The sequence below is a fragment of the Enterobacter sp. JH25 genome (assembly GCF_021725435.1).
GTDB classification, from domain to species: Bacteria; Pseudomonadota; Gammaproteobacteria; order Enterobacterales; family Enterobacteriaceae; genus Enterobacter; species Enterobacter intestinihominis.
Genome location: NZ_CP091319.1, coordinates 1,213,156 through 1,233,402, shown reverse-complemented (window position 1 = coordinate 1,233,402; position 20,247 = coordinate 1,213,156). Strand labels below are relative to the sequence as shown.

Sequence of the window (20,247 nt, the reverse complement as noted above, 5' to 3'; positions counted from 1 at the left end):
AGCGTTTATAAACAAGGAGAAACGGGTATGTATCAAACAATCATTATGCCGGTTGATGTTTTCGAAATGGAACTGAGTGATAAAGCTGTACGTCACGCGGAATTTCTCGCGCAGCAGGACGGAGTTATTCATCTTCTGCATGTTTTACCGGGCTCTGCCAGCCTGAGCCTGCATCGTTTCGCTGCTGATGTGCGTCGTTTTGAAGAGCATTTACAGCATGAAGCCGAGACGCGCCTGCAAACCATGGTCGGGCACTTCAGCATCGATCCTTCCCGCATAAAAACCCACGTCCGGTTCGGTAGCGTGCGTGACGCCGTTAATGAACTGGCCGCGGAGCTGAACGCAGACGTGGTGGTGATTGGTTCGCGCAACCCGTCTATTACCACGCACCTGCTGGGGTCGAACGCCTCCAGCGTGATCCGCCACACCCACATTCCGGTGATGGTCGTCAGATAAAAAAAGAGGCCACCTTTTGGTGGCCTCTTGTATTGCAGGTGTCGTCTTGCTTTCTTTTATTATGCAGTTTTGGTGCGGATCAGGTAATCAAACGAGCTCAGCGAGGCTTTCGCACCTTCACCGGTAGCGATGATGATCTGCTTGTACGGCACGGTGGTGCAGTCGCCCGCCGCAAATACGCCCTTCACGCTGGTTTCGCATTTCGCATCGATGATGATCTCGCCCATGCGGTTGCGCTCAATTGCGCCTTCCAGCCAGGTGGTGTTTGGCAGCAGGCCAATCTGAACGAAGATCCCCGCCAGCGGTACGCTGTGAATATCGCCACTCACGCGGTCACGGTATTCCAGACCGGTCACTTTGCTGCCGTCGCCTTTCACTTCTGTCGTCTGGGCATTGAGCACAATGTCGACGTTATTCAGGCTACGTACTTTATCCTGTAACACCTGGTCCGCTTTCATCTCAGGGGCGAACTCCAGCAGGGTAACGTGTTCAACAATCCCCGCCAGGTCGATAGCCGCTTCCACGCCGGAGTTACCGCCGCCGATCACCGCTACGCGTTTACCTTTGAACAGCGGGCCGTCACAGTGCGGGCAATAGGTCACGCCTTTGGTGCGATACTGATCTTCGCCCGGCACGTTCATGTTGCGCCATTTCGCGCCAGTGGCAATGATCACGCTGCGCGCCTTCAGCACCGCGCCGGACGCCGTTTCAATCTGGTGCAAACCACCCTCGACCGCTGCCGGAACCAGTTTGCTGGCGCTTTGGCTGTCAATGACATCCACGTCGTAGTCGCTGACGTGCGCTTTCAACGCCCCGGCCAGCTTCTGGCCTTCGGTTTTCGGCACGGAAATGTAGTTTTCAATGTCTACGGTATCCAGAACCTGACCACCGAAACGCTCGCCCATCAGACCGGTACGGATCCCTTTACGTGCGGAGTAAACCGCTGCCGCCGCGCCCGCCGGGCCGGAGCCAACAATCAGCACGTCGTACGCATCACGTTGGTTCAACTCTTCCGCCGCACGTTTTTCTGCGCCGGTATCCACTTTGGCGACGATTTCGGTCAGCGTCATACGCCCCTGGCCGAACTCCTGACCATTCAGGTAAACCGCCGGAACGCCCATCACGTTGCGCTCGGTGATTTCGTTCTGGAACGTACCGCCGTCAATCGCCGTGTGCTTAATGCGTGGGTTGAGCACTGACATCAGGTTCAGCGCCTGCACCACGTCCGGGCAGTTGTGGCAGGAGAGCGAGTAATAGGTTTCAAACTCAAAATCACCGTCGATATCGCGGATCTGCTCCAGCAGCGCCTGCGCTTCTTTTGACGGATGACCACCGGTCCACAGCAGCGCCAGCACCAGGGACGTAAATTCGTGCCCCAGCGGAGAACCCGCGAAACGCGGCCCCTGGTCAGACCCTGGGTTGGCGATCAGGAAAGAAGGCTTACGGACTGCCAGCGTGTTGTCTTCTTTGAAGGTCACTTTCGGCGACAGCTCAGCAATCTCTGTCAGCAGCGCTTTGATTTCTGCCGATTTCGCGCTGTCGTCCAGCGTGGCAATCAGCTCAACAGGTTTGGTCAGTTTCTCAAGGTAGGCCTTGAGCTGGGTTTTCATGTTAGTGTCGAGCATTATTCTTCCCTCTCTTAAAACGTCATCATGCAAGCCGCCTTATACGGGCTGCCTGAATGCAACTTGCATCATGGTGCTGGAATGAAATGGGCGCGGGGAGCGCCCATTGATTGCCGGGTGGCACTTCGTTTACCCGGCCTACGATACTGTAGGCCTGTGCAAGCGTAGCGCCGCCAGGCTTTACAGACTTAGATCTTGCCGACCAGGTCCAGAGATGGCGCCAGCGTTGCTTCGCCTTCTTTCCATTTCGCCGGGCACACTTCGCCTGGGTGAGAAGCAACGTACTGAGCCGCCTTCACTTTGCGCAGCAGGTCAGATGCATCACGGCCGATACCTTCAGCGGTAACTTCGATAGCCTGGATAATGCCCTGCGGGTCAACAACGAAGGTCGCACGGTCAGCCAGGCCTTCATCTTCACGCATGTTGTCGAAGTTACGGGTCAGGGCGCCAGTCGGGTCGCCGATCATCGCGTATTTGATTTTCGCGATAGTTTCAGAGCTGCTGTGCCACGCTTTGTGGGTGAAGTGGGTATCGGTAGAAACAGAGTAAACGTCTACGCCCAGCTTTTGCAGTTCTTCGTAGTGGTCTGCAACGTCGCCCAGTTCGGTCGGGCAAACGAAGGTGAAGTCAGCCGGATAGAAGAAGAACACGCTCCAGCGGCCTTCGGTATCTTTCTCAGTAACTTCGATGAACTCACCGTTTTTGAACGCCTGGTTTTTGAAAGGTTTAATTTTGGTGTTAATCAAGGACATCTGTACTTCCTCCGTGTTTTCGTTGAGGTGTAAGGTAACCAACTTTGTTCATCGGGGCTAATGCGTATGCTTTATCAAATCAATCAGCCAAACCTTACAACAGCAACAAGACAGCAAGGTGAACCTTTTACAGGAAAGCCTGAAAGTAAAAAGGCCGCCTCAACGGGCGGCCCTGATACCTGAATTCCCCGCAGGTACATTCAGTGCCAGCCGAAGCTGGCGTTGCGTTGCGCTCTACATACCTTGTATCAAGGCCGTAACAGCGGTTTGATTACAGCACCCCTGCGCGCAATGAGCAATGCATAAGAGGGATAGTCCTGCCTATGGCTGTGATAGGCAGATTCGAACAGGTCATTGAAACATTATAAATTTAATTTCATTATGGGTTTCACGCTATATATAAACGCCATTTGTCATTCAAATAATTCAATCACACTTTAAAGATAAAATTATCTTAATAACTCTTGAAGATATGTTTCAATAATCCAAAGCCGTGATATATTAAGATCACTTAAATTCTAAATTAAGCGAGTTATTCACACGGATTGTAAAGGGTAACTACACTCTGTCGTACTCCATGGTGTGATAACGACAGCAAACTCAACTCACTCAGGACGAAACATGGCAAACCTCTACGACCTAAAAAAATTCGATCTCAATCTGTTAGTTATCTTCGAATGCATTTACCAACATCTCAGTATCAGTAGGGCTGCCGAGACGCTTTATATCACACCATCCGCCGTCAGCCAGTCGCTGCAACGCCTGCGCGGTCAGCTTGATGACCCCCTGTTTATCCGTTCAGGGAAGGGAATTACGCCCACCACGGTAGGTACCAACTTGCATCATCATCTGGAAAAAAATCTCAATCAGCTTGAGCAGACGATCAACATGATGCATCACTCGGACATCAAGAAAAAGTTCGTTATCTATTGCACTCAAATGGTGTCTCCTGGTTCGATGCTGGAACCGTTGAAGCTTTTAATATCTGAGGAGAATTATGAGATAGAACAAAGAGATATGCTTATTTCCTCCGAATCAGCGGAAGATTTGTTGGCCTATCGTAAAGCCGATCTCATCTTCTCTATCGCACCTATCCACAATCGCTCTGTGGTCTGCACCCACTTCACTACGGTGCCGATAGCCTTAATCTGTAGAGCAGACCACCCAAGGCTCGCTGACACAGCTACGGTGGACGCGCTATACCAGGAGAAATTCACTTTTTACCAGAGTGCTCATCCGGGTGTAAAAGAGTTCCAGAGTCGGGCCAATGACGCTTTTCCGGAAAGAAATATTGCTTTTCGCACCGACTCCCTTAGCTCTCTCATCTCTATGGTCAGTTCATCTGATTTGTTAGGCTATATCCCCGTGTCGATCTATGAAACATTTAAAGAATCTTTGAAATTAAAAAGGCTTGAGCCACCGTTTGCGCTGCCTGAATTAAAGATCTATATGCTCTACGGCCGTTCATCACTGAATAGCTCTGTTTTTTCAACATTCATTGAAAAAATGCATAAGCTCTGCGTTTCTCCGCCGTCTGCGTAAAATACATTTGCATGGTGAATATAATTAAAGCGAACCGAAAAAAATGACTCCGTGAAATTAAGGATAAATAATTCCATAATATCGTTTTGATTTTCCCAAGACATTTAACACGCAGGACGCGATTAATCATGTCGAACTATAAAATCCCTTTACAGGAAAATGTTTTAGACGCTTCTGCGGAACGCATACACTGGACGCTTAACAATTTCCCCAGGGTATGCGTTTCCTTTTCCGGTGGAAAAGATTCTACCGTGATGCTGCATCTTGTTGCCCAGAAAGCACGGCAATTAAAGCGAAAAATAGACGTCATCTTTCTGGACTGGGAAGCGCAATTCTCGTCGACCATTCAGCATGTTGACGCTATGAAAACGCTCTATCGGGATGTTATCCACCAGTTCTGGTGGGTAGCGCTTCCGCTCACCACCCAGAACGCCCTGTCACAGTTTCAACCTGAATGGCAGTGCTGGGAACCCGGAACAAACTGGGTTCGCCAGCCACCAGAAGATGCCATTACCGATTATCACTATTTCGATTTTTATCAGCAGGGAATGACGTTTGAAGCCTTCGTGCGCGAGTTTGCCGAATGGTATGCGCAAAGACGTCCTTCCGCAGTCATGGTGGGGATCCGCGCCGATGAATCTTACAACCGCTTTCTGGCTATCGCGTCGGCGCGTAAGCAGCGCTTTTCTGACGATAAACCCTGGACGACCGTCGCCCCGGGTGGGCACGCCTGGTATATCTACCCACTGTACGACTGGAAAACCGCCGACATCTGGACGTGGTTCGCGAAATCAAAATGTTGCTATAACCCGTTATACAACCTGATGTACAAGGCGGGGGTGCCGCCGCGTTATATGCGCATCTGCGAACCGTTTGGTCCGGAACAGCGTCAGGGCTTATGGCTCTATCATGTCATTGAACCCGAACGCTGGGCGGCTATGTGTGAACGCGCCTGCGGCGTGCGAAGTGGAGGTATTTATGCCGGGCACGATAACCATTTTTATGGCCACCGGAAGATCCTGAAACCTGACCATCTCGGCTGGCGCGAATACGCCATGCTGCTACTCGACAGCATGCCGCAAAATACGGCGGAACATTACCGAAATAAAATTGCAATTTATCTCCACTGGTATCAAAAGCGAGGCCTGGAGGATATTCCCGATACGCAGGAGGGTGACATTGGCGCAAAAGATATCCCTTCCTGGCGACGCATTTGCAAGGTTTTACTCAACAATGACTACTGGTGCCGGGCTCTCTCATTTAGTCCAAACAAACCTAAACACTATCAACGCTACAGCGAAAGAGTGAAAGCTAAACGCAAGGAATGGGGGATTTTATGCAGCAGCAAATAATCAGAGAAATGCAGACGTACCTGCAGGCCCTTTCTGAAGAAGAGAAAATCGGCGCTATTAATGCCTTTCGCCAGGCATTACACGAAATCAGCCCTTTTAATAATCAACCCGTCGACTGCGTATTGTGGATAAAACAGACTGACATCACCGCCAATGACTACAACCCAAATAATGTCGCTCCGGCGGAGAAGCGGTTGCTCAGCAAATCACTGGAGCTGGATGGATTCACACAACCTATCGTTGTGACGGAAAATGCGCCTGAGAGCTATGAAATTGTCGATGGATTCCATCGCCATGAGCTTGGCAGTCATCGGGCTATTCTGAAGCGTCAACTTAAAGGTTACCTCCCTGTTACCTGCCTACGTAAAGCACGCCAGGAAAAGTTCGATCGCATGGCTACAACCATTCGTCACAACCGCGCGCGTGGACGCCACAAGATCAATGCCATGTCAGAAATCGTGCGAGAACTGGTGCTTATGGGCTGGAGTGAGCAGAAAATTGGCCTGGAGTTGGGTATGGACAGCGATGAAGTGCTGCGACTGAAGCAAATCAACGGTCTGCTGGAACTCTTCGCGGACCGTCGTTTTTCAGAAGCCTGGACGGTTAAATAGTCAGAGCGAATTTAAGCGCGCAGCCGCTGCCAGCAGCGTCGCCTCCTGCTTCGCAAAGCAAAGACGAATCAGTTTATGCGGGAAGGGATCGGCGCAGAACACCGACAGCGGAATGGCCGCCACGCCCACCTCTTTCGTCAGCCACTGGCAAAAACTGACATCATCCAGATCGGAAATCGCGCTGTAGTCCGCCAGCAGGAAGTAGGTGCCTTCGCATGGCAGGATCTCCAGCCGACTCTCGCTCAAGGCAGTCACAAACCGATCCCGCCGCGCACGGTAAAAAGCTGGCAGGTCCCGGTAATGTTCAGGTTCAGCGCGCAGCATATCCGCCAGCGCCAGCTGGGCGGGTGTGTTTACGGCAAACGTCAAATACTGGTGCACTTTACGCAGCTCAGCGCTGATGGCGGCGGGCGCCACGCAGTACCCTACCTTCCAGCCGGTCATATGGTAGGTTTTCCCAAATGATGATACCGCGATTGCGCGCTCGCGAAGCTGCGGATGCGCCAGCACGCTGGCATGACCCTCTTCGGCAAAGCAGATGTGCTCATACACCTCGTCGCTCAGAACATAGATTTCACGTTCGGCGATGGCCTGCCACAGGGCGGCAAAATCGCTTTTCTGCCACACCGTCGCCGATGGGTTGTGTGGCGTATTCAGGATCACCAGCCGGGTTTTATCGCTCAGCAGCGCGGCAAACGCCTGCCAGTCCGGACGAAAATGCGGCGGCTGGAGCGCCACGCGTTTCACCACGCCACCGGCCAGTTCAATCGCCGGGGCGTAGCTATCGTAGCTCGGGTCAAAACAAATCACCTCATCGCCCGTACGCACCAGGGCGGTTATCGCCGCATACAGCGCTTCGGTGGCCCCTGCGGTTACCGTGATATCGCTGTTCGCGTCAGGCTTATGGCCGTATAACTCCGCCGTTTTATCCGCAATGGCTTCACGCAACGCCTGCACGCCGGTCATCGGCGCATACTGGTTGGCTCCCTGCGCAACGTGGTACGCCAGACGCTCCTGCAAATATTTCGGCCCGTCAAAATCCGGGAAACCTTGTGAGAGGTTAATGGCGTTGTGCTGCTGCGCCAGGGCGCTCATCTGCGTAAAAATCGTCGAGCCGAGATTCGGAAGTTTACTCTGCGGGATCAACGGGTTATTGCTCATTGTAGTGTGCCTGCCTGTAATACTTATGTTGCTGACACTATAACACGATGTTAGTCTCTGGCAATCAAGACGCTTAGACGTCTAAATGATATAAATATTCCTGACCGAGAGGGTATCAGGAAATGACAGACAACCTGCAACTCACACACCTGGTCGAGGCCTGCCGCTGGATTGGCGCTAAAGGCTGGGCGCCCGCTACCGGCGGCAATATGTCCGTGCGTCAGGATGAACATCTGTGCTGGCTGAGCGAATCCGGAAAAGACAAAGGCAGCCTGACCACCGCCGATTTTCTACAGGTTGAAATCGCCACCAACCGTGCGCCTTCTGGCCGTAAACCGTCGGCAGAGACCGGGCTGCATACCCTCATCTACCGCCTGTTCCCGGAGGCTAACGCCGTCCTGCACGTTCACACCGTCAATGCCACGGTGCTGTCGCGGCTGGTCAACGAGACCGAGCTGAAGATCTCCGGCTTCGAGATGCAAAAATCCCTTACCGGACAGACCACGCATCGGGATACGGTGGCCATCCCGGTGTTTGATAATGACCAGGACATCGACGCCCTCGCCTCTCGAATCGCCCATTACGCGCAGGAACGCCCGCTTAATTATGGTTTTCTTCTGCGCGGTCATGGCTTAACCTGCTGGGGACGCGACGTGGCCGAAGCCCGCCGTCATCTGGAAGGTTTAGAATTCTTATTTGAATGCGAAATGCGTTTACGACAATGGGAGAGAGTATGATTCGCGCGATTGTGACGGATATTGAAGGGACCACCAGCGATATCCGTTTTGTCCATGATGTTTTGTTCCCTTACGCGCGTGAGCGGCTGGCGGCCTTTGTGACCGCGCAGCAGTACGCCGAGCCGGTCAAATCGATTCTGGACAACCTGCGCGATGAAATCAGCACTCCGCATGCCAGCGTCAGCGATCTCATCAACGTGTTGTTTACCTTTATGGATGAAGACCGCAAATCGACGGCGCTCAAAGCCCTGCAAGGCATCATCTGGCAGGACGGTTACGTCAACGGTGACTTTACCGGCCATCTCTACCCTGATGTACTGCCCGCGCTGGAAAAATGGAAGGCACAAGGGATTGATCTCTATGTTTATTCCTCTGGATCCGTCGCCGCGCAGAAACTGTTATTTGGCTACAGCGACGAAGGTGATATTACTCATCTGTTCAGCGGCTATTTTGATACCCGCATCGGCGCCAAGCGTGAGGTGCAGTCTTATCAAAATATTGCGGCGCAAACGGGCATCGCCCCGTCGCAGATCCTGTTCCTGTCGGATATTCATCAGGAGCTGGACGCGGCTGAACAGGCGGGTTTTCGCACCCTGCAACTGATACGCGGTGAAGATGACGGCGCAAGCCATCACCATCAGATCCACCAGTTTGACGAGATTAACCCGGAGCAGATCCCTTCATGAGCGCATTGACCATTTATTCCGATAAAGACGCCAGTAAGCACCTGTGGCACAGCACCGACGCCGCCGAGATTGCCCAACAGCTCAACGCCAAAGGCGTGCGGTTTGAACGCTGGGCGGCAGACCGTGATTTAGGGCAGGATCCCGCGCCTGAAGCCGTGATTGAGGCGTATCAGCATGCAATCGACAAGCTGGTGGCAGAGAAAGGTTATCAGAGCTGGGACGTGATTAGCCTTCGCGCCGACAATCCGCAGAAAGAGGCGCTGCGCGCGAAGTTTCTCAACGAGCACACTCACGGCGAAGACGAAGTGCGCTTTTTCGTGGAAGGGGCGGGACTATTCTGCCTGCACATCGGCGATGAGGTGTATCAGGTGCTGTGCGAGAAAAACGACCTGATTTCCGTACCCGCAGGCACGCCGCACTGGTTTGACATGGGTTCAGAGCCGAACTTTACCGCCATTCGTATTTTCGACAATCCGGAAGGCTGGGTTGCCCAGTTTACGGGCGATGCAATCGCGGATGCGTATCCAAGGCTGGCATGATCTTTTCTCCCTACCCCGCAAAGTAATGCGAGCACCGTGCTATCCCCTCGCCCCTCTGGGGAGAGGGTTAGGGTGAGGGGAACATACGGCTCAGGTGGTCAGTTCCATACTCAGGCATTAATTAAATGCTGGCGATAATCCTCTGCACATCTGCGCCAACCAGCCTCGCCAGATGCACAAACTCCACCACGTCCAACCTACGCTCACCGTTTTCCACTTTAGCAATAAACGATTGTGGTTTTCCCAGTGCCTCCGCAAGCTGCGCCTGAGTCATCGCCTTCTCTTTACGCGCTTTCTTCAACGCATTGATAACACGCTGGTATTCATCCGAGTAAACTGAAGCCATTGTTCCGATTCCATACAAATATCCTGAAATCGAATATCCTCCCGTTGCCTTCTTATCCCAAAACAGGATAATTGAGCACGTAACGAACACATGTAAGGAGGACACAATGCAGCATCAGAACTGGCACCCGGCCGATATTATCGCTGCACTAAAGAAACATGGAACAAGCCTGGCTGCGTTGTCCAGAAAGGCTGGCCTTTCCTCATCCACACTGGCAAATGCGCTTACCCGACCATGGCCCAAAGGTGAACTGCTTACCGCTCAGGCGCCAGACATTCCACCCGATGTGATATGGCCGGAAAGATACTTTGATGAAAAGGGAAGCGAGTATTTCGTCAGATGAGGAATACCAAAAAGAGAAATCTGTCTTCAACATAATCAATGAATTATCCCCCCTCACCCCAGCCCTCTCCCTCAAGGGAGAGGGGGTCTTAGAGCACTACCGTTTTAGCCCTTTCACATACCCCACCAGCTGATCCAACACCACGCCCCACCCTTCGTGGAAGCCCATCTGTTCATGCTGCTCGCGGATTTCCTTCGTTGGGTGACGCGCTATCGCCGTGTAGCGGGTCTTGCCCTCCCCTACATCTTCCAGCAGCAGGATCGCCGTCATAAACGGCGTTTCAGCCGGCTTCCAGCCCTCAGTATAGCCATCGGTAAAGACCAGCTTGTTCCCCGGATCGATTTCAAGAAATACGCCCCGGTTATCCATCCGCTGCCCGTCCACCTCAAACACGGTATTGAATCGCCCACCCACGCGCAGATCGAGGTCGCATTCAGTCACCTTATGGGGAGCAGGAATGAAGAAGTTTTTGATGTGCTCCGGTGTGGTCCAGCAGAGCCACAGCAGGTCGCGCGGTGCATCCACCACGCGTTCCAGTTTTAAGTCTGTTTCAGGATCGAGCGTCACGATAACGTCCTCTAAAGGGAACCCCTTACAAGGATAGTCCCACTCAGGCGAATTTCCCTTTCGCTACCTCTTCAGGGGTGACCACGCCCGTATCCAGCACCCAGCCGCTAATCAGCGAGGCGGGGGTAACGTCAAACGCCGGGTTATAGACCTGCGCCTCTTGCGGCGCCCACTGCACCGCGCCAAAGCTTCCCGCCACGCCCGTCACTTCGCTGGCCGCGCGCTGCTCAATCGGGATCGCGTCACCGTTCGGGCAGTCCCGGTCGAGGGTCGTTTGCGGGGCGGCGACGTAGAACGGAATACCGTGGAACTTCGCCAGCACCGCCAGGGAATAGGTGCCGATTTTGTTCGCCACGTCGCCGTTGGCGGCAATGCGGTCTGCCCCCACCCACACGGCATCCACCTGCCCTTTTGCCATCAGGCTGGCGGCCATGGAATCAGTAATCAGCTGATAAGGCACGCCCAGCTCGCCCAGCTCCCATGCGGTCAGCCTGCCGCCCTGCAACAGCGGACGGGTTTCATCCACCCAGACGTTGCTGACGTTGCCTGCCTGATGCGCGCGGGCAATCACACCCAGCGCCGTACCGACGCCCGCCGTTGCCAGCCCGCCGGTATTGCAGTGGGTCAGCAGGCGGCTGCCGGGCTTCACCAGCGCGCTACCCGCTTTCGCAATCGCGTCGCAAAGCCGTTTGTCTTCATTAATCAGGCGCAGCGCTTCAGCCACCAGCGCCGGAACGAACGCTTCCTGCCACAGCGCAATCTTCATGCGGTCGAGATTGTTCATCAGGTTCACCGCCGTCGGGCGGGAGGCACGCAGGGTCTCCAGCGCCGCCGCCAGCTCGTCGCGGCTTTTACCGCTTTCCGCTAACAGCGCCAGCAGCAGGCTTGCAGAGAGACCAATTAACGGCGCGCCACGCACGCGCAGAGCGTGGATATGCCCAACCAGCGCCTCCACCGTCGAGGCATCCAGCCAGCGTTTCTCCTGCGGAAGCGCCTGCTGGTCGAGAATATAGAGCTGATTATTCGCCACCCGCAGGCTGGTCGTCTGTAATGTCTGCATGTCGTTAATTCCCTGTTGCGTTGTTGTAGCACATTGTGTCAGGATGAAATCCAGATGTATAGACGTCTACATGTCTTAATTAGCAAAACTTAGGAGCAAGCCATGTCGCAATACCGTACCTTTACCGCTCAGGACGCCGTGGAGTATGCCAGGCAGTTTGGCGGACTTGACGATCCGTCATCGCTGGTGGAGGCGCAGGAAATCGGCGACGGTAACCTCAACCTGGTCTTTAAAGTTTTCGACCGCGCGGGCGTGAGCCGCATCGTCGTTAAGCAGGCGCTGCCCTATGTGCGCTGCGTCGGCGAGTCCTGGCCGCTGACGCTGGATCGCGCTCGCCTGGAGGCGCAAACCCTGGTCGAGCATTACAAGCACAGCCCTGAGCACACGGTGAAAATCCACCACTTTGACGCGAAACTGGCGGTGATGGTGATGGAAGATCTCTCCAGCCATCGCATCTGGCGCGGCGAGCTGATTAACAACATTTACTACCCGCAGGCGGCGCGGCAGCTGGGTGAATATCTGGCTCACACCCTGTTCCACACCAGCGATTTTTATCTGCATCCGCACGAGAAAAAAGCGCAGGTGGCAAAATTCATCAACCCGGAGATGTGCGAGATCACTGAAGATCTGTTCTTTAACGATCCGTACCAGATCCACGCGCGCAACAGCTACCCGGCCGATCTGGAGAACGATGTTGCCGCCCTGCGCGACGACGCCCAGCTTAAAACCGCTGTGGCCTCCCTGAAGCACCGCTTCTTTTCGCATGCCGAAGCCCTGCTGCACGGGGACATTCACAGCGGCTCAATTTTTGTGGCCGACGGCAGCCTGAAAGCCATCGACGCCGAGTTCGGCTACTTTGGCCCGATTGGCTTTGACGTTGGCACTGCCATCGGCAACCTGCTGCTGAACTTCTGCGGCCTGCCGGGGCATCTGGGCATTCGCGATGCCGCCGCCGCGCGCGAGCAGCGCCTGACCGATATTCAGGAACTGTGGAACACCTTCGCGGAGCGCTTCCAGGCGCTGGCGAATGAGAAAACGCGCGACGCCGCGCTCAGCGCGCCGGGCTATGCCTCTGCGTTCCTGAAAAAGGTCTGGCACGATGCCATCGGATTCTGCGGCACCGAGCTGATTCGCCGCAGCGTCGGGCTTTCCCATGTGGCGGATATCGACACCATTCAGGATGAAGCGATGCGTCACGAATGCCTGCGCCACGCGATATCCCTCGGCAAGGCGCTGATTGTGATTGCCGACCGCATCGACAGCGCGGAAGAGCTGGTCGCGCGGGTGCGGCAGTACAGTTGAGAACGTTTGCCCGGTGGCGCTGCGCTTACCGGGCCTACGGGTGCAAAATGTAGGCCGGGTAAGGCGAAGCCGCCACCCGGCAAAAACTCACCCCAGATACTCAATCACCGACATCCCACCGTTATAATCCGTGCTGTAAATAATCCCCTGCGCATCCACAAACACGTCGCACGACTGGATCACCTGCGGGCGATTGGGCCGCGTATCCATCATCTTTTCCGGCGCCGCGGGCACCAGCGCCCCCGTTTCTACCGGGCGATACGGATTGGAAATGTCATACGCGCGCACGCCCGCGTTCTGGTACGTCGCGAAGATCAGCGTTGAGCTGACAAAGCTCCCCGGCCGGTTCTCGTGCAGGTTGTGCGGGCCGAAATGCGCCCCTTTCGCCACGTAGTCGGTTTCATCCGGCTGCGGGAAGGTAGAAATGCTCACCGGGTTCGACGGCTCGCGGATATCAAACAGCCAGATCAGCTTCTCGCCGTCCTGCTGGTTATCCAGCACCGCCTCGTCCAGCACCACCAGCAGGTCGCGATCCGGCAGCGGAAGCGCGGTGTGCGTCCCGCCGCCAAACGGCGGGCTCCAGTTACGGTGGCTAATGAGCTTAGGCCGGGTGCGGTCCTTCACGTCCAGCAGCGTCAGGCCACCGTCGCGCCAGCTGCCGTACGCGGTATCGCCTGCAATAATCGCATGGTGCAGGGCGTAGCGTTTGCCTTCCGGCCAGTTCGGCTGTTCGCCTTCGGCCTGATTCATCCCCGGCAGCCACCAGCGTCCCGCCACTTCAGGCTTGCGCGGGTCCGCCAGATCGATGGTCAGAAAGATGTAGTCGGTAAAGCCGTCTATCAGCGCTGAGACATACGCCCAGCGGCCACCGACGTACCAGATGCGGTGAATGCCGATGCCGCTCAGCGATAAAAAGCCTATCTCGCGTGGCCTGTCCGGTGTGGAGATATCAAAGACGCGAAGCCCTGCGCTCCAGCCTTTATCCTGCACATCGCTGACGGTCTCCCCCACCTGGCGGGTGTAGTAGACCTTCTCGTCGGCAAAACGCGCATCGGCAAACAGATCCCGGGCGTTGATCACCAGCAGCAGGTCGTCATGCGCCTGGAGATGCACATTCCAGGTACCCGGCGGCGCAGGCACGTATCCTGCGGCTTTTGGTTTTTTCGGGTCGCGCACATCCACTATCGAAAAGCCCTGCGACACCATATGGCCGATATAGGCGAAACCGCGGTGTACCATCAGCTGCACGCCGTCCGGGCGACCGCCCTGATCGCTATGGCCAATCAGCCGCATATTGCGGCTGTATTCGGGAGGGGGTAATTGAGACACCTTATGCTCCTTACGCCCGGTGGCGCTGCGCTTACCGGGCCTACGGGTGCGAAATGTAGGCCGGGTAAGGCGCAGCCGCCACCCGGCTTGGTTTACTTGTTTTTAGCGGCAAGGGTCGCAAACCACGGCGCGATAAAATCTTCCGTCTGGCCCCAGCCCGGAATGATTTTCCCCAGAGACGCCACGTTCACCGCGCCCGGCTGGGCGGTCAGCAGCGCCTGCGGAATGGCCGCCGCCTTGAAATCGTAAGTGGCAGGCGTCGCTTCTCCGGCAATCTTATTGGCAATCAGGCGTACGTTGGTCGCGCCAATCAGCTTCGGATCCACCGCCACGCTCACTGCCCATGGGCTACCCGGCTCGCGCATCAGCTGTAAATCCTGGTTGGAGATGTCGATGCTGTAGAGTTTGATCTCGGTTCGGCCGTTCTCTTTCAGCGCCTTATACGCGCCCTGGCTGAAGGCATCCCAGGTACCCCAGATGGCATCGATTTTACCTTTCGGGTATTTCGCGAGGATCGCGCCCACCTTGTTGGCAGTGTCGCCCTGCACGTCAGAGGAGACCGCGCCGATGGACTCCAGCTCTTTAATCTCCGGGTACTGCTTTTGCAGTTCTTTGTAGGCCGCCTGACGGCGCTCCATCGGCGGGAAGCCCGCGACCCATAGCTTGACGATATTGGCCTTGCCGTTGAAATCTTTCGCCAGCTGGCCGAAAGAGAGGTTGGTCAGGGAGGCATCGTCCTGCTGGGTAACGGTTACGCCCGGGATCTCGCCGTTCACAGCGGTATCAAACACCGAAACTTTGATCCCGGCATCCACCGCCTTCTTCACCAGCGCGGTGGAGTACGGATCGCGCCCCTGAGAGAGAATAATCCCGTCGTATTTCTGGCTGATGGCCTGGTTAACGAAATCCTGGAATTTGGCGTCGTCCCCGTTACTTAAAAAGGTGCTGACCTTAAAGCCGAGCTTTTTCCCTTCCTGAATCGCCCCGGCAACAAACTGCGTGGTGTTGTCGTCCGAGCCCAGGTTGCGGATCACCGCGATGCGGATCGGGCCGTCATGGCTGGCAATGGCGGTCGGAACCGGCGCGGGGGTAGCCGCCAGGCCCGGCAGAGAAGTGAGTAACCCAAGAGCTACCAAAGAGAGCGCAATCTTTTTCATTTATTATCCCGTTGTGTTGTCAGCGTTTTTGTATGTAGGTAATCGCCAGCGCTACCGCGAGCACCAGCCCTTTTATAATGTCCATGGCGTAATACGGCACGGAGAGCATCACCAGCCCGTTCGACAGCACGCCGAGGATCACCGCCCCCACCAGCGTACCCAGCGCGTTCGGCTTGCCGGATCCGGCCAGCGAGAAGCCGATCCACGCCGCCGCCACCGCGTCCATCAGGTAGCCGCCGCCCGCATTCACCTGCGATGAACCAATACGCGAGGCCAGCAGAATGCCGCCCAGCCCCGCCAGCAGAGAGGCAATCACGTAGGCTGCCACTTTGTAGCGGGTGGTGCGAATGCCGGAGAGGCGCGCGGCTTCGGGGTTGCCGCCAATGGCGTACATCCGGCGTCCATGGGTGGTCAGCGACAGGCCCAGCTGTGCCAGAATCGTCACCACCAGCATGACGATCACAATGGTCGGCACCTGCCCCAGCAGGCCAAACGCCGCCGGAATGGTCCCTTCCGCCATGTCGCCGCTCGGCAGCACCATGTTCTCGGTAATCGACCCGCCGTAGCTGTAGGTCATCGCCACACCCTGAATGACAAACAGGCTGGCAAGGGTCGCGAGCATGTCCGGAATGCGCAGGATGACGATCAGAAAGGCGTTAAACAGGCCGACCAGCGTACAGAGCGCGAGGGTCAGCAGAATCGACTCGGTGGTGCCAAAGCCGTGCCAGACGAAAAGCGAAATCACCAGCGCGTTCGCCAGCGACGCGGTAGATCCCACGGAGAGATCGAACCCGCCGACGGTCAGCGAAATAGAGACGCCAACGGCAATCACCGTCACGATGGCAATCGAGCGCAGAATGTTGATGATGTTGTTCGGGTCGAGGAAGCTGTCCGACGCCAGGCCAAACACCGCCACCAGCGCGACGACGGTCAGCAGCATGCCCCACTTATAAAGAAAATCGAAAATCTGCTGACGGCCAGACGCCGCCGTGGTCACTGAAAGGGCCTTGCTCACGACGCCGTTCCTCCGGTTGAATAATAAAGTAGTGTTTCTTCCCGGGCCTCTGCCCCGGCGATTTCCGCCACGATGCGACCGTCCCACAGCACGCAGATGCGGTCGCACAGACCGACCAGCTCGGCAAATTCACCTGAGGCGTAAATCACCCCTTTGCCCTCGCGCGCCAGGCCGTCGATCAGCTGAAACAGATCGGTTTTGGCCTTCACGTCCACGCCTTTGGTCGGCTCGTCGAATATCAGCACGCTGGCGTCATTGCGCAGCCATTTCCCGATGGCGACCTTCTGCTGGTTACCGCCGGAAAGCCGACGCAGCACCTGCCCCGGCCCGCGCGTGCGCACGCCGACGCGGGCAATCACCTCTTCCGCCCAGCGCCACGCCTGACGATGACCAAACAGGCTCCAGCGCGAGAAACTGTTATCGGCGCACACGGCAAGGTTCATGCTCACCGGCTCGTCGATAAAAATGCCCTCTTTGCGCCGCTCCTCCGGCACCAGCGCCAGACCGCGTAGCACCGAGTCTGCCGGATCGCGCGGTTTCCAGGCCTGATGGTTCAGCTCGCCGCGCGCCACGCGGCTTTTGCTGGCGCCAAACAGCGCCTTGCAGAGTTCCGTTTTCCCCGCCCCCGCCAGCCCGGCAATGCCGAGGATTTCACCTTTGCGCAGATGCAGGGAGATATCTTTCAGCAGCGCGTCGTCGTGCAGGCCTTCCACCCGCAGCAGCATCTCTTCACCGTGCGGCGGTCGCGGGGGCGGATAGATATCGCTCAGCTCGTGGCCGAGCATCTTCTCGACGATCTCCTCTCCGCTCAGATCCGCCATCGGGCCGGACTCAATCAGCCTGCCGTCGCGCAGCACCGTCAGGGTGTCGCAGATGGCCTTCAGCTCGTGAATGCGGTGAGAAATAAACACCACGCCAATGCCCTGCTGTTGCAGACGTCTTACTACCGCAAACAGACGCTCGCTTTCGTGCGCGTCCAGCGGCGCAGTGGGCTCATCGAGAATGAGAAAACGGCAGTGGTGCGAGAGCGCCCGCGCCAGCAAAATCTGCTGCTTTTCAGCCAGCGTGCAGCTGTCGATGGAACGGCGAACGTCCAGCGAAACATCCAGCTGCGCCAGCGCCTGCCGCGCCTGCTGACGAATCGCGCGCCAGCTGTAGCGGTGTCCCGGCTGCGCCAGCTGGTCGAGCATAATGTTCTCCGCAATGCTCAGCCCGGGGATCAGCGCCACGTCCACCTCCTGCTGCACAAGGTGGATACCCAGCCGTTTGGCGTCCAGCGGCTCGCGGATGCTTACCTGCTGGTTGTTAATGCAGATTTCGCCTTCATAACGATCGAGCGTCCCACACAGCACCGCCATCAACGTCGATTTTCCCGCGCCGTTGGCGCCGGTCAGCGCATGCACCGACCCGCCATTCAGGGTGAAATCCACGCGCGACAGGGCCTGAAAGCCGGAAAAGGCCAGGCTGATACCGCGCATCTCTAGGCGACTGGAAACCATCCGCGTAAATCCTTCATTACTCTTCTGATTTAGCGAATTTTTCACAGCTCCGGTTGACTGACAACGACGGAAAAGGCATAAGATAAAGCGAAATATTATTAGCCATCCGGATGTCCAGACATAACATCGGGTTAGCGCTTGCTAAAAAAGGACAACTTCATGAGCAACACCAATATCCGCGTCGTGCCCGGCCCGGCGAACTACTTCTCTCATCCGGGAAGCCTTGCGCACCTGGATGATTTCTTTACTCCGGAACAGCTTTCCCGCGCGGTGTGGATCTACGGCGAGCGGGCTATCGAGGGCGCACGCCCTTATCTGCCGGAGAGTTTTAACGCGACGGGGGTAAAACATCTGCTGTTTAAGGGCCATTGCAGCGAGCGTGACGTCACTCATCTGGTGAACGCGTCGGGTGGTGAAGCCAGCGTGGTGATTGGCGTGGGCGGCGGTGCGGTAATGGATACCGTCAAGGCCGTGGCGCGTCGTCTGGGCGTGCCGTTCGTGGGCATTCCCACCATCGCCGCCACCTGCGCGGCGTGGACCCCGCTCTCCGTGTGGTACAACGATGCCGGGCAGGCGCTACAGTTTGAGATTTTTGACGACGCCAACTATCTGGTGCTGGTGGAGCCGCAAATCATCCTTAACGCCCCGGCGGAATACCTGTTGGCAGGCATCGGCGATACGCTGGCGAAGTGGTACGAAGCGGCGGTACTCGCCCCTGAACCGGAAAACCTGCCGCTGACCGTGCGTCTTGGCCTGAACGGTGCGCTGGCGATCCGCGACGTGTTGCTGGAGCGCAGCGAAGAGGCGCTGGCCGACCAGCAGCGCGGCGACCAGACGCAGGCGTTTCGGGACGTGGTGGACGCCGTTATCGCCGGTGGCGGTATGGTCGGCGGTCTGGGCGAACGCTATACCCGCGTGGCGGCGGCACATGCGGTGCACAACGGCTTAACCGTGCTGCCGCAGACGGAAAAATACCTCCACGGCACCAAGGTGGCCTACGGCATTCTGGTGCAGAGCGCCCTGCTCGGTCAGGAGGACGTGCTGACGCAGCTGGTGGCGGCATACCAGCGTTTTAACCTGCCGACCACGCTTCGCGCGCTGGAGGTCGATATCCATAACCGCGACGAGCTGGACAAGGTCATTGCCCACACCCTGCGCCCGGTGGAGTCGATTCACTTTTTACCGATTACGTTAAGCCCTGACGTTCTGCGCGCCGCGTTTGAGAAGGTGGAATCCTTCAGCCGTTAATCGCGCCGACGGGCTATACCTAATGATGATTCTCTCCACTCTTGCAACGAGGTCATCATGCAGATCGATTTAACAGGTAAAAAGGCGCTGGTCACCGGCGCCAGTCGTGGGCTGGGTCGGGCAATTGCGCTGTCGCTGGCACGCGCCGGTGCCGATGTGGTTATCACCTACGAAAAATCCGTCGATAAAGCCCAGCAGGTCGTCGATGAAATCAACGCGCTGGGGCGACACGGCGAGGCGATTCAGGCCGACAGCGCCAGCGCGCAGGCGATTCAGGATGCGGTCACGCAGGCGGCGCGCTCCCTCGGCGGGCTGGATATTCTTGTCAATAACGCCGGGATTGCACGCGGCGGCCCGCTGGAGTCCATGACCCTGGCGGACATCGACGCTCTGATCAACGTCAATATCCGCGGCGTGGTGATCGCCATTCAGGAAGCGCTGGTGCATATGTCTGACGGCGGACGCATCATCAACATCGGCAGCTGTCTGGCGAACCGCGTGGCGCAGCCGGGGATCGCCGTCTACTCGATGACCAAATCGGCCCTAAACTCCCTTACCCGGGGTCTGGCCCGCGATTTAGGCCCGCGCGGCATTACCGTCAACCTGGTTCATCCCGGCCCGACCAACAGCGATATGAACCCGGAAGACGGCGAGCAGGCGGAAGCCCAGCGCCGGATGATCGCGCTTGGTCATTACGGCCAGCCGGAGGATATCGCAGCGGCGGTCACCTTCCTCGCCAGCCCGGCTGCGGGGCAAATTTCCGGCACCGGTCTGGATGTGGACGGCGGTCTGAACGCCTGATCGCAAATTTACTGTATGCCTCTGTCGCCCGGCAGAGGCCTGTTCGAGTCGCCTCGACGATTCGCGTTTTGCCGCTTTCTCGCGGTTTTTCTCCGCTCTACAGTACCCCATAAGAAATT

Annotated in this window: 21 protein-coding genes; 11 read left to right on the top strand and 10 right to left on the bottom strand. The window is 56.6% G+C overall.

The features are described 5' to 3' along the window. The first annotated feature begins 27 nt into the window (after positions 1–27). A complete protein-coding gene (gene uspG / locus L2Y28_RS05815; protein WP_022647413.1) occupies positions 28–456 on the top strand; it encodes a universal stress protein UspG in 429 nt (142 codons plus the stop codon). A 59-nt stretch (positions 457–515) separates the two neighbouring features. Here uspG and ahpF read toward each other — a convergent pair whose 3' ends face one another. Together ahpF and ahpC are read right to left on the bottom strand one after the other, a co-directional pair. Continuing rightward, the gene (ahpF, locus tag L2Y28_RS05810) at positions 516–2,081 is read right to left on the bottom strand and encodes an alkyl hydroperoxide reductase subunit F (protein ID WP_022647412.1); all 1,566 of its coding nucleotides are present in this window, start codon (positions 2,079–2,081) and stop codon (positions 516–518) included. A 188-nt stretch (positions 2,082–2,269) separates the two neighbouring features. Then, positions 2,270–2,833 (bottom strand): alkyl hydroperoxide reductase subunit C, encoded by a 564-nt coding sequence (gene ahpC / locus L2Y28_RS05805; protein WP_014882974.1) that lies wholly within the window; start codon positions 2,831–2,833, stop codon positions 2,270–2,272. Positions 2,834–3,454: 621 nt separating this feature from the next. Here ahpC and L2Y28_RS05800 point away from each other — a divergent pair. The 3 genes from L2Y28_RS05800 (at position 3,455) to L2Y28_RS05790 (ending at position 6,338) form a co-directional block, all read left to right on the top strand. Further along, entirely contained in the window at positions 3,455–4,375 is a 921-nt protein-coding gene (locus L2Y28_RS05800) for a LysR family transcriptional regulator (protein ID WP_022647411.1), read from the top strand. Between the two features lie 128 nt (positions 4,376–4,503). Next, positions 4,504–5,727, top strand: coding sequence for a phosphoadenosine phosphosulfate reductase (locus L2Y28_RS05795; RefSeq protein WP_022647410.1), 1,224 nt, complete (start codon positions 4,504–4,506; stop codon positions 5,725–5,727). Continuing rightward, positions 5,712–6,338, top strand: a complete 627-nt coding sequence (locus L2Y28_RS05790; RefSeq protein ID WP_022647409.1) for a ParB/RepB/Spo0J family partition protein — start codon at positions 5,712–5,714, stop codon at positions 6,336–6,338. The genes L2Y28_RS05795 and L2Y28_RS05790 overlap by 16 nt, the downstream gene beginning before the upstream one ends. Here the strand turns inward: L2Y28_RS05790 and L2Y28_RS05785 are convergent, their stop codons facing one another. Continuing rightward, positions 6,339–7,499: a pyridoxal phosphate-dependent aminotransferase gene (locus tag L2Y28_RS05785; protein WP_058655690.1), complete on the bottom strand. Its 1,161-nt coding sequence runs from the start codon at positions 7,497–7,499 to the stop codon at positions 6,339–6,341. 122 nt (positions 7,500–7,621) lie between these two features. Between L2Y28_RS05785 and L2Y28_RS05780 the strand changes: the two genes are divergently transcribed. Genes L2Y28_RS05780 through L2Y28_RS05770 form a run of 3 tightly spaced genes read left to right on the top strand, consistent with a single transcriptional unit; the run spans position 7,622 to position 9,461 of the window. Then, positions 7,622–8,236, top strand: a complete 615-nt coding sequence (locus tag L2Y28_RS05780) for a methylthioribulose 1-phosphate dehydratase (RefSeq protein WP_022647407.1) — start codon at positions 7,622–7,624, stop codon at positions 8,234–8,236. Beyond that, entirely contained in the window at positions 8,233–8,922 is a 690-nt protein-coding gene (gene mtnC, locus L2Y28_RS05775) for an acireductone synthase (protein ID WP_022647406.1), read from the top strand. Before L2Y28_RS05780 ends, mtnC begins: the two co-directional genes overlap by 4 nt. After that, a complete protein-coding gene (locus tag L2Y28_RS05770; protein ID WP_022647405.1) occupies positions 8,919–9,461 on the top strand; it encodes an acireductone dioxygenase in 543 nt (180 codons plus the stop codon). The genes mtnC and L2Y28_RS05770 overlap by 4 nt, the downstream gene beginning before the upstream one ends. Before the next feature lie 121 nt (positions 9,462–9,582). On the opposite strand, the gene L2Y28_RS05765 is transcribed toward L2Y28_RS05770, so the two are convergent. Further along, positions 9,583–9,807 carry a helix-turn-helix transcriptional regulator gene (locus L2Y28_RS05765; RefSeq protein ID WP_022647404.1) on the bottom strand — a complete coding sequence of 75 codons (225 nt, stop codon included), beginning with the start codon at positions 9,805–9,807 and terminating at the stop codon, positions 9,583–9,585. 106 nt (positions 9,808–9,913) lie between these two features. On the opposite strand from L2Y28_RS05765, the gene L2Y28_RS05760 reads away from it, so the two are divergent. Then, on the top strand, positions 9,914–10,150 hold the full coding sequence (locus tag L2Y28_RS05760) for a helix-turn-helix transcriptional regulator (RefSeq protein ID WP_022647403.1): 237 nt from the start codon (positions 9,914–9,916) through the stop codon (positions 10,148–10,150). Between the two features lie 96 nt (positions 10,151–10,246). Here L2Y28_RS05760 and L2Y28_RS05755 read toward each other — a convergent pair whose 3' ends face one another. Both L2Y28_RS05755 and mtnA read right to left on the bottom strand, forming a co-directional pair. Further along, positions 10,247–10,717 carry an SRPBCC family protein gene (locus L2Y28_RS05755; protein WP_022647402.1) on the bottom strand — a complete coding sequence of 157 codons (471 nt, stop codon included), beginning with the start codon at positions 10,715–10,717 and terminating at the stop codon, positions 10,247–10,249. A gap of 43 nt (positions 10,718–10,760) precedes the next feature. Further along, the gene (gene mtnA / locus L2Y28_RS05750; RefSeq protein WP_022647401.1) at positions 10,761–11,777 is read right to left on the bottom strand and encodes an S-methyl-5-thioribose-1-phosphate isomerase; all 1,017 of its coding nucleotides are present in this window, start codon (positions 11,775–11,777) and stop codon (positions 10,761–10,763) included. A 102-nt stretch (positions 11,778–11,879) separates the two neighbouring features. Here mtnA and mtnK point away from each other — a divergent pair, with 102 nt between their 5' ends. Beyond that, positions 11,880–13,079: an S-methyl-5-thioribose kinase gene (mtnK, locus tag L2Y28_RS05745; protein ID WP_022647400.1), complete on the top strand. Its 1,200-nt coding sequence runs from the start codon at positions 11,880–11,882 to the stop codon at positions 13,077–13,079. 87 nt (positions 13,080–13,166) lie between these two features. On the opposite strand, the gene L2Y28_RS05740 is transcribed toward mtnK, so the two are convergent. The 4 genes from L2Y28_RS05740 to L2Y28_RS05725 all read right to left on the bottom strand — a co-directional run bounded on the left by L2Y28_RS05740 (position 13,167) and on the right by L2Y28_RS05725 (position 18,079). Continuing rightward, positions 13,167–14,408, bottom strand: a complete 1,242-nt coding sequence (locus L2Y28_RS05740) for an LVIVD repeat-containing protein (protein WP_022647399.1) — start codon at positions 14,406–14,408, stop codon at positions 13,167–13,169. Between the two features lie 92 nt (positions 14,409–14,500). Beyond that, entirely contained in the window at positions 14,501–15,565 is a 1,065-nt protein-coding gene (locus L2Y28_RS05735; protein WP_022647398.1) for a sugar ABC transporter substrate-binding protein, read from the bottom strand. A 19-nt stretch (positions 15,566–15,584) separates the two neighbouring features. Next, entirely contained in the window at positions 15,585–16,580 is a 996-nt protein-coding gene (locus L2Y28_RS05730) for an ABC transporter permease (protein WP_022647397.1), read from the bottom strand. Then, positions 16,577–18,079, bottom strand: coding sequence for a sugar ABC transporter ATP-binding protein (locus L2Y28_RS05725; protein WP_022647396.1), 1,503 nt, complete (start codon positions 18,077–18,079; stop codon positions 16,577–16,579). Before L2Y28_RS05725 ends, L2Y28_RS05730 begins: the two co-directional genes overlap by 4 nt. A 159-nt stretch (positions 18,080–18,238) precedes the next feature. Here L2Y28_RS05725 and L2Y28_RS05720 point away from each other — a divergent pair, with 159 nt between their 5' ends. Then, positions 18,239–19,327 (top strand): oxidoreductase, encoded by a 1,089-nt coding sequence (locus L2Y28_RS05720; protein WP_022647395.1) that lies wholly within the window; start codon positions 18,239–18,241, stop codon positions 19,325–19,327. Between the two features lie 57 nt (positions 19,328–19,384). Next, positions 19,385–20,128, top strand: a complete 744-nt coding sequence (locus L2Y28_RS05715) for an SDR family NAD(P)-dependent oxidoreductase (RefSeq protein WP_022647394.1) — start codon at positions 19,385–19,387, stop codon at positions 20,126–20,128. Positions 20,129–20,247 lie beyond the last annotated feature (119 nt).

Bases quoted from the DNA above. Each gene is read 5' to 3' on its own strand.
- mtnC (WP_022647406.1), top strand. From the start codon at position 8,233: ATGATTCGCGCGATTGTGACGGATATTGAAGGGACCACCAGCGATATC.
- L2Y28_RS05760 (WP_022647403.1), top strand. From the start codon at position 9,914: ATGCAGCATCAGAACTGGCACCCGGCCGATATTATCGCTGCACTAAAG.
- L2Y28_RS05725 (WP_022647396.1), bottom strand. From the start codon at position 18,079: ATGGTTTCCAGTCGCCTAGAGATGCGCGGTATCAGCCTGGCCTTTTCC.
- mtnK (WP_022647400.1), top strand. From the start codon at position 11,880: ATGTCGCAATACCGTACCTTTACCGCTCAGGACGCCGTGGAGTATGCC.
- ahpC (WP_014882974.1), bottom strand. From the start codon at position 2,833: ATGTCCTTGATTAACACCAAAATTAAACCTTTCAAAAACCAGGCGTTC.
- L2Y28_RS05785 (WP_058655690.1), bottom strand. From the start codon at position 7,499: ATGAGCAATAACCCGTTGATCCCGCAGAGTAAACTTCCGAATCTCGGC.
- L2Y28_RS05715 (WP_022647394.1), top strand. From the start codon at position 19,385: ATGCAGATCGATTTAACAGGTAAAAAGGCGCTGGTCACCGGCGCCAGT.
- ahpF (WP_022647412.1), bottom strand. From the start codon at position 2,081: ATGCTCGACACTAACATGAAAACCCAGCTCAAGGCCTACCTTGAGAAA.
- L2Y28_RS05790 (WP_022647409.1), top strand. From the start codon at position 5,712: ATGCAGCAGCAAATAATCAGAGAAATGCAGACGTACCTGCAGGCCCTT.
- L2Y28_RS05735 (WP_022647398.1), bottom strand. From the start codon at position 15,565: ATGAAAAAGATTGCGCTCTCTTTGGTAGCTCTTGGGTTACTCACTTCT.
- L2Y28_RS05770 (WP_022647405.1), top strand. From the start codon at position 8,919: ATGAGCGCATTGACCATTTATTCCGATAAAGACGCCAGTAAGCACCTG.
- L2Y28_RS05720 (WP_022647395.1), top strand. From the start codon at position 18,239: ATGAGCAACACCAATATCCGCGTCGTGCCCGGCCCGGCGAACTACTTC.
- uspG (WP_022647413.1), top strand. From the start codon at position 28: ATGTATCAAACAATCATTATGCCGGTTGATGTTTTCGAAATGGAACTG.
- L2Y28_RS05800 (WP_022647411.1), top strand. From the start codon at position 3,455: ATGGCAAACCTCTACGACCTAAAAAAATTCGATCTCAATCTGTTAGTT.
- L2Y28_RS05780 (WP_022647407.1), top strand. From the start codon at position 7,622: ATGACAGACAACCTGCAACTCACACACCTGGTCGAGGCCTGCCGCTGG.
- L2Y28_RS05795 (WP_022647410.1), top strand. From the start codon at position 4,504: ATGTCGAACTATAAAATCCCTTTACAGGAAAATGTTTTAGACGCTTCT.
- L2Y28_RS05765 (WP_022647404.1), bottom strand. From the start codon at position 9,807: ATGGCTTCAGTTTACTCGGATGAATACCAGCGTGTTATCAATGCGTTG.
- mtnA (WP_022647401.1), bottom strand. From the start codon at position 11,777: ATGCAGACATTACAGACGACCAGCCTGCGGGTGGCGAATAATCAGCTC.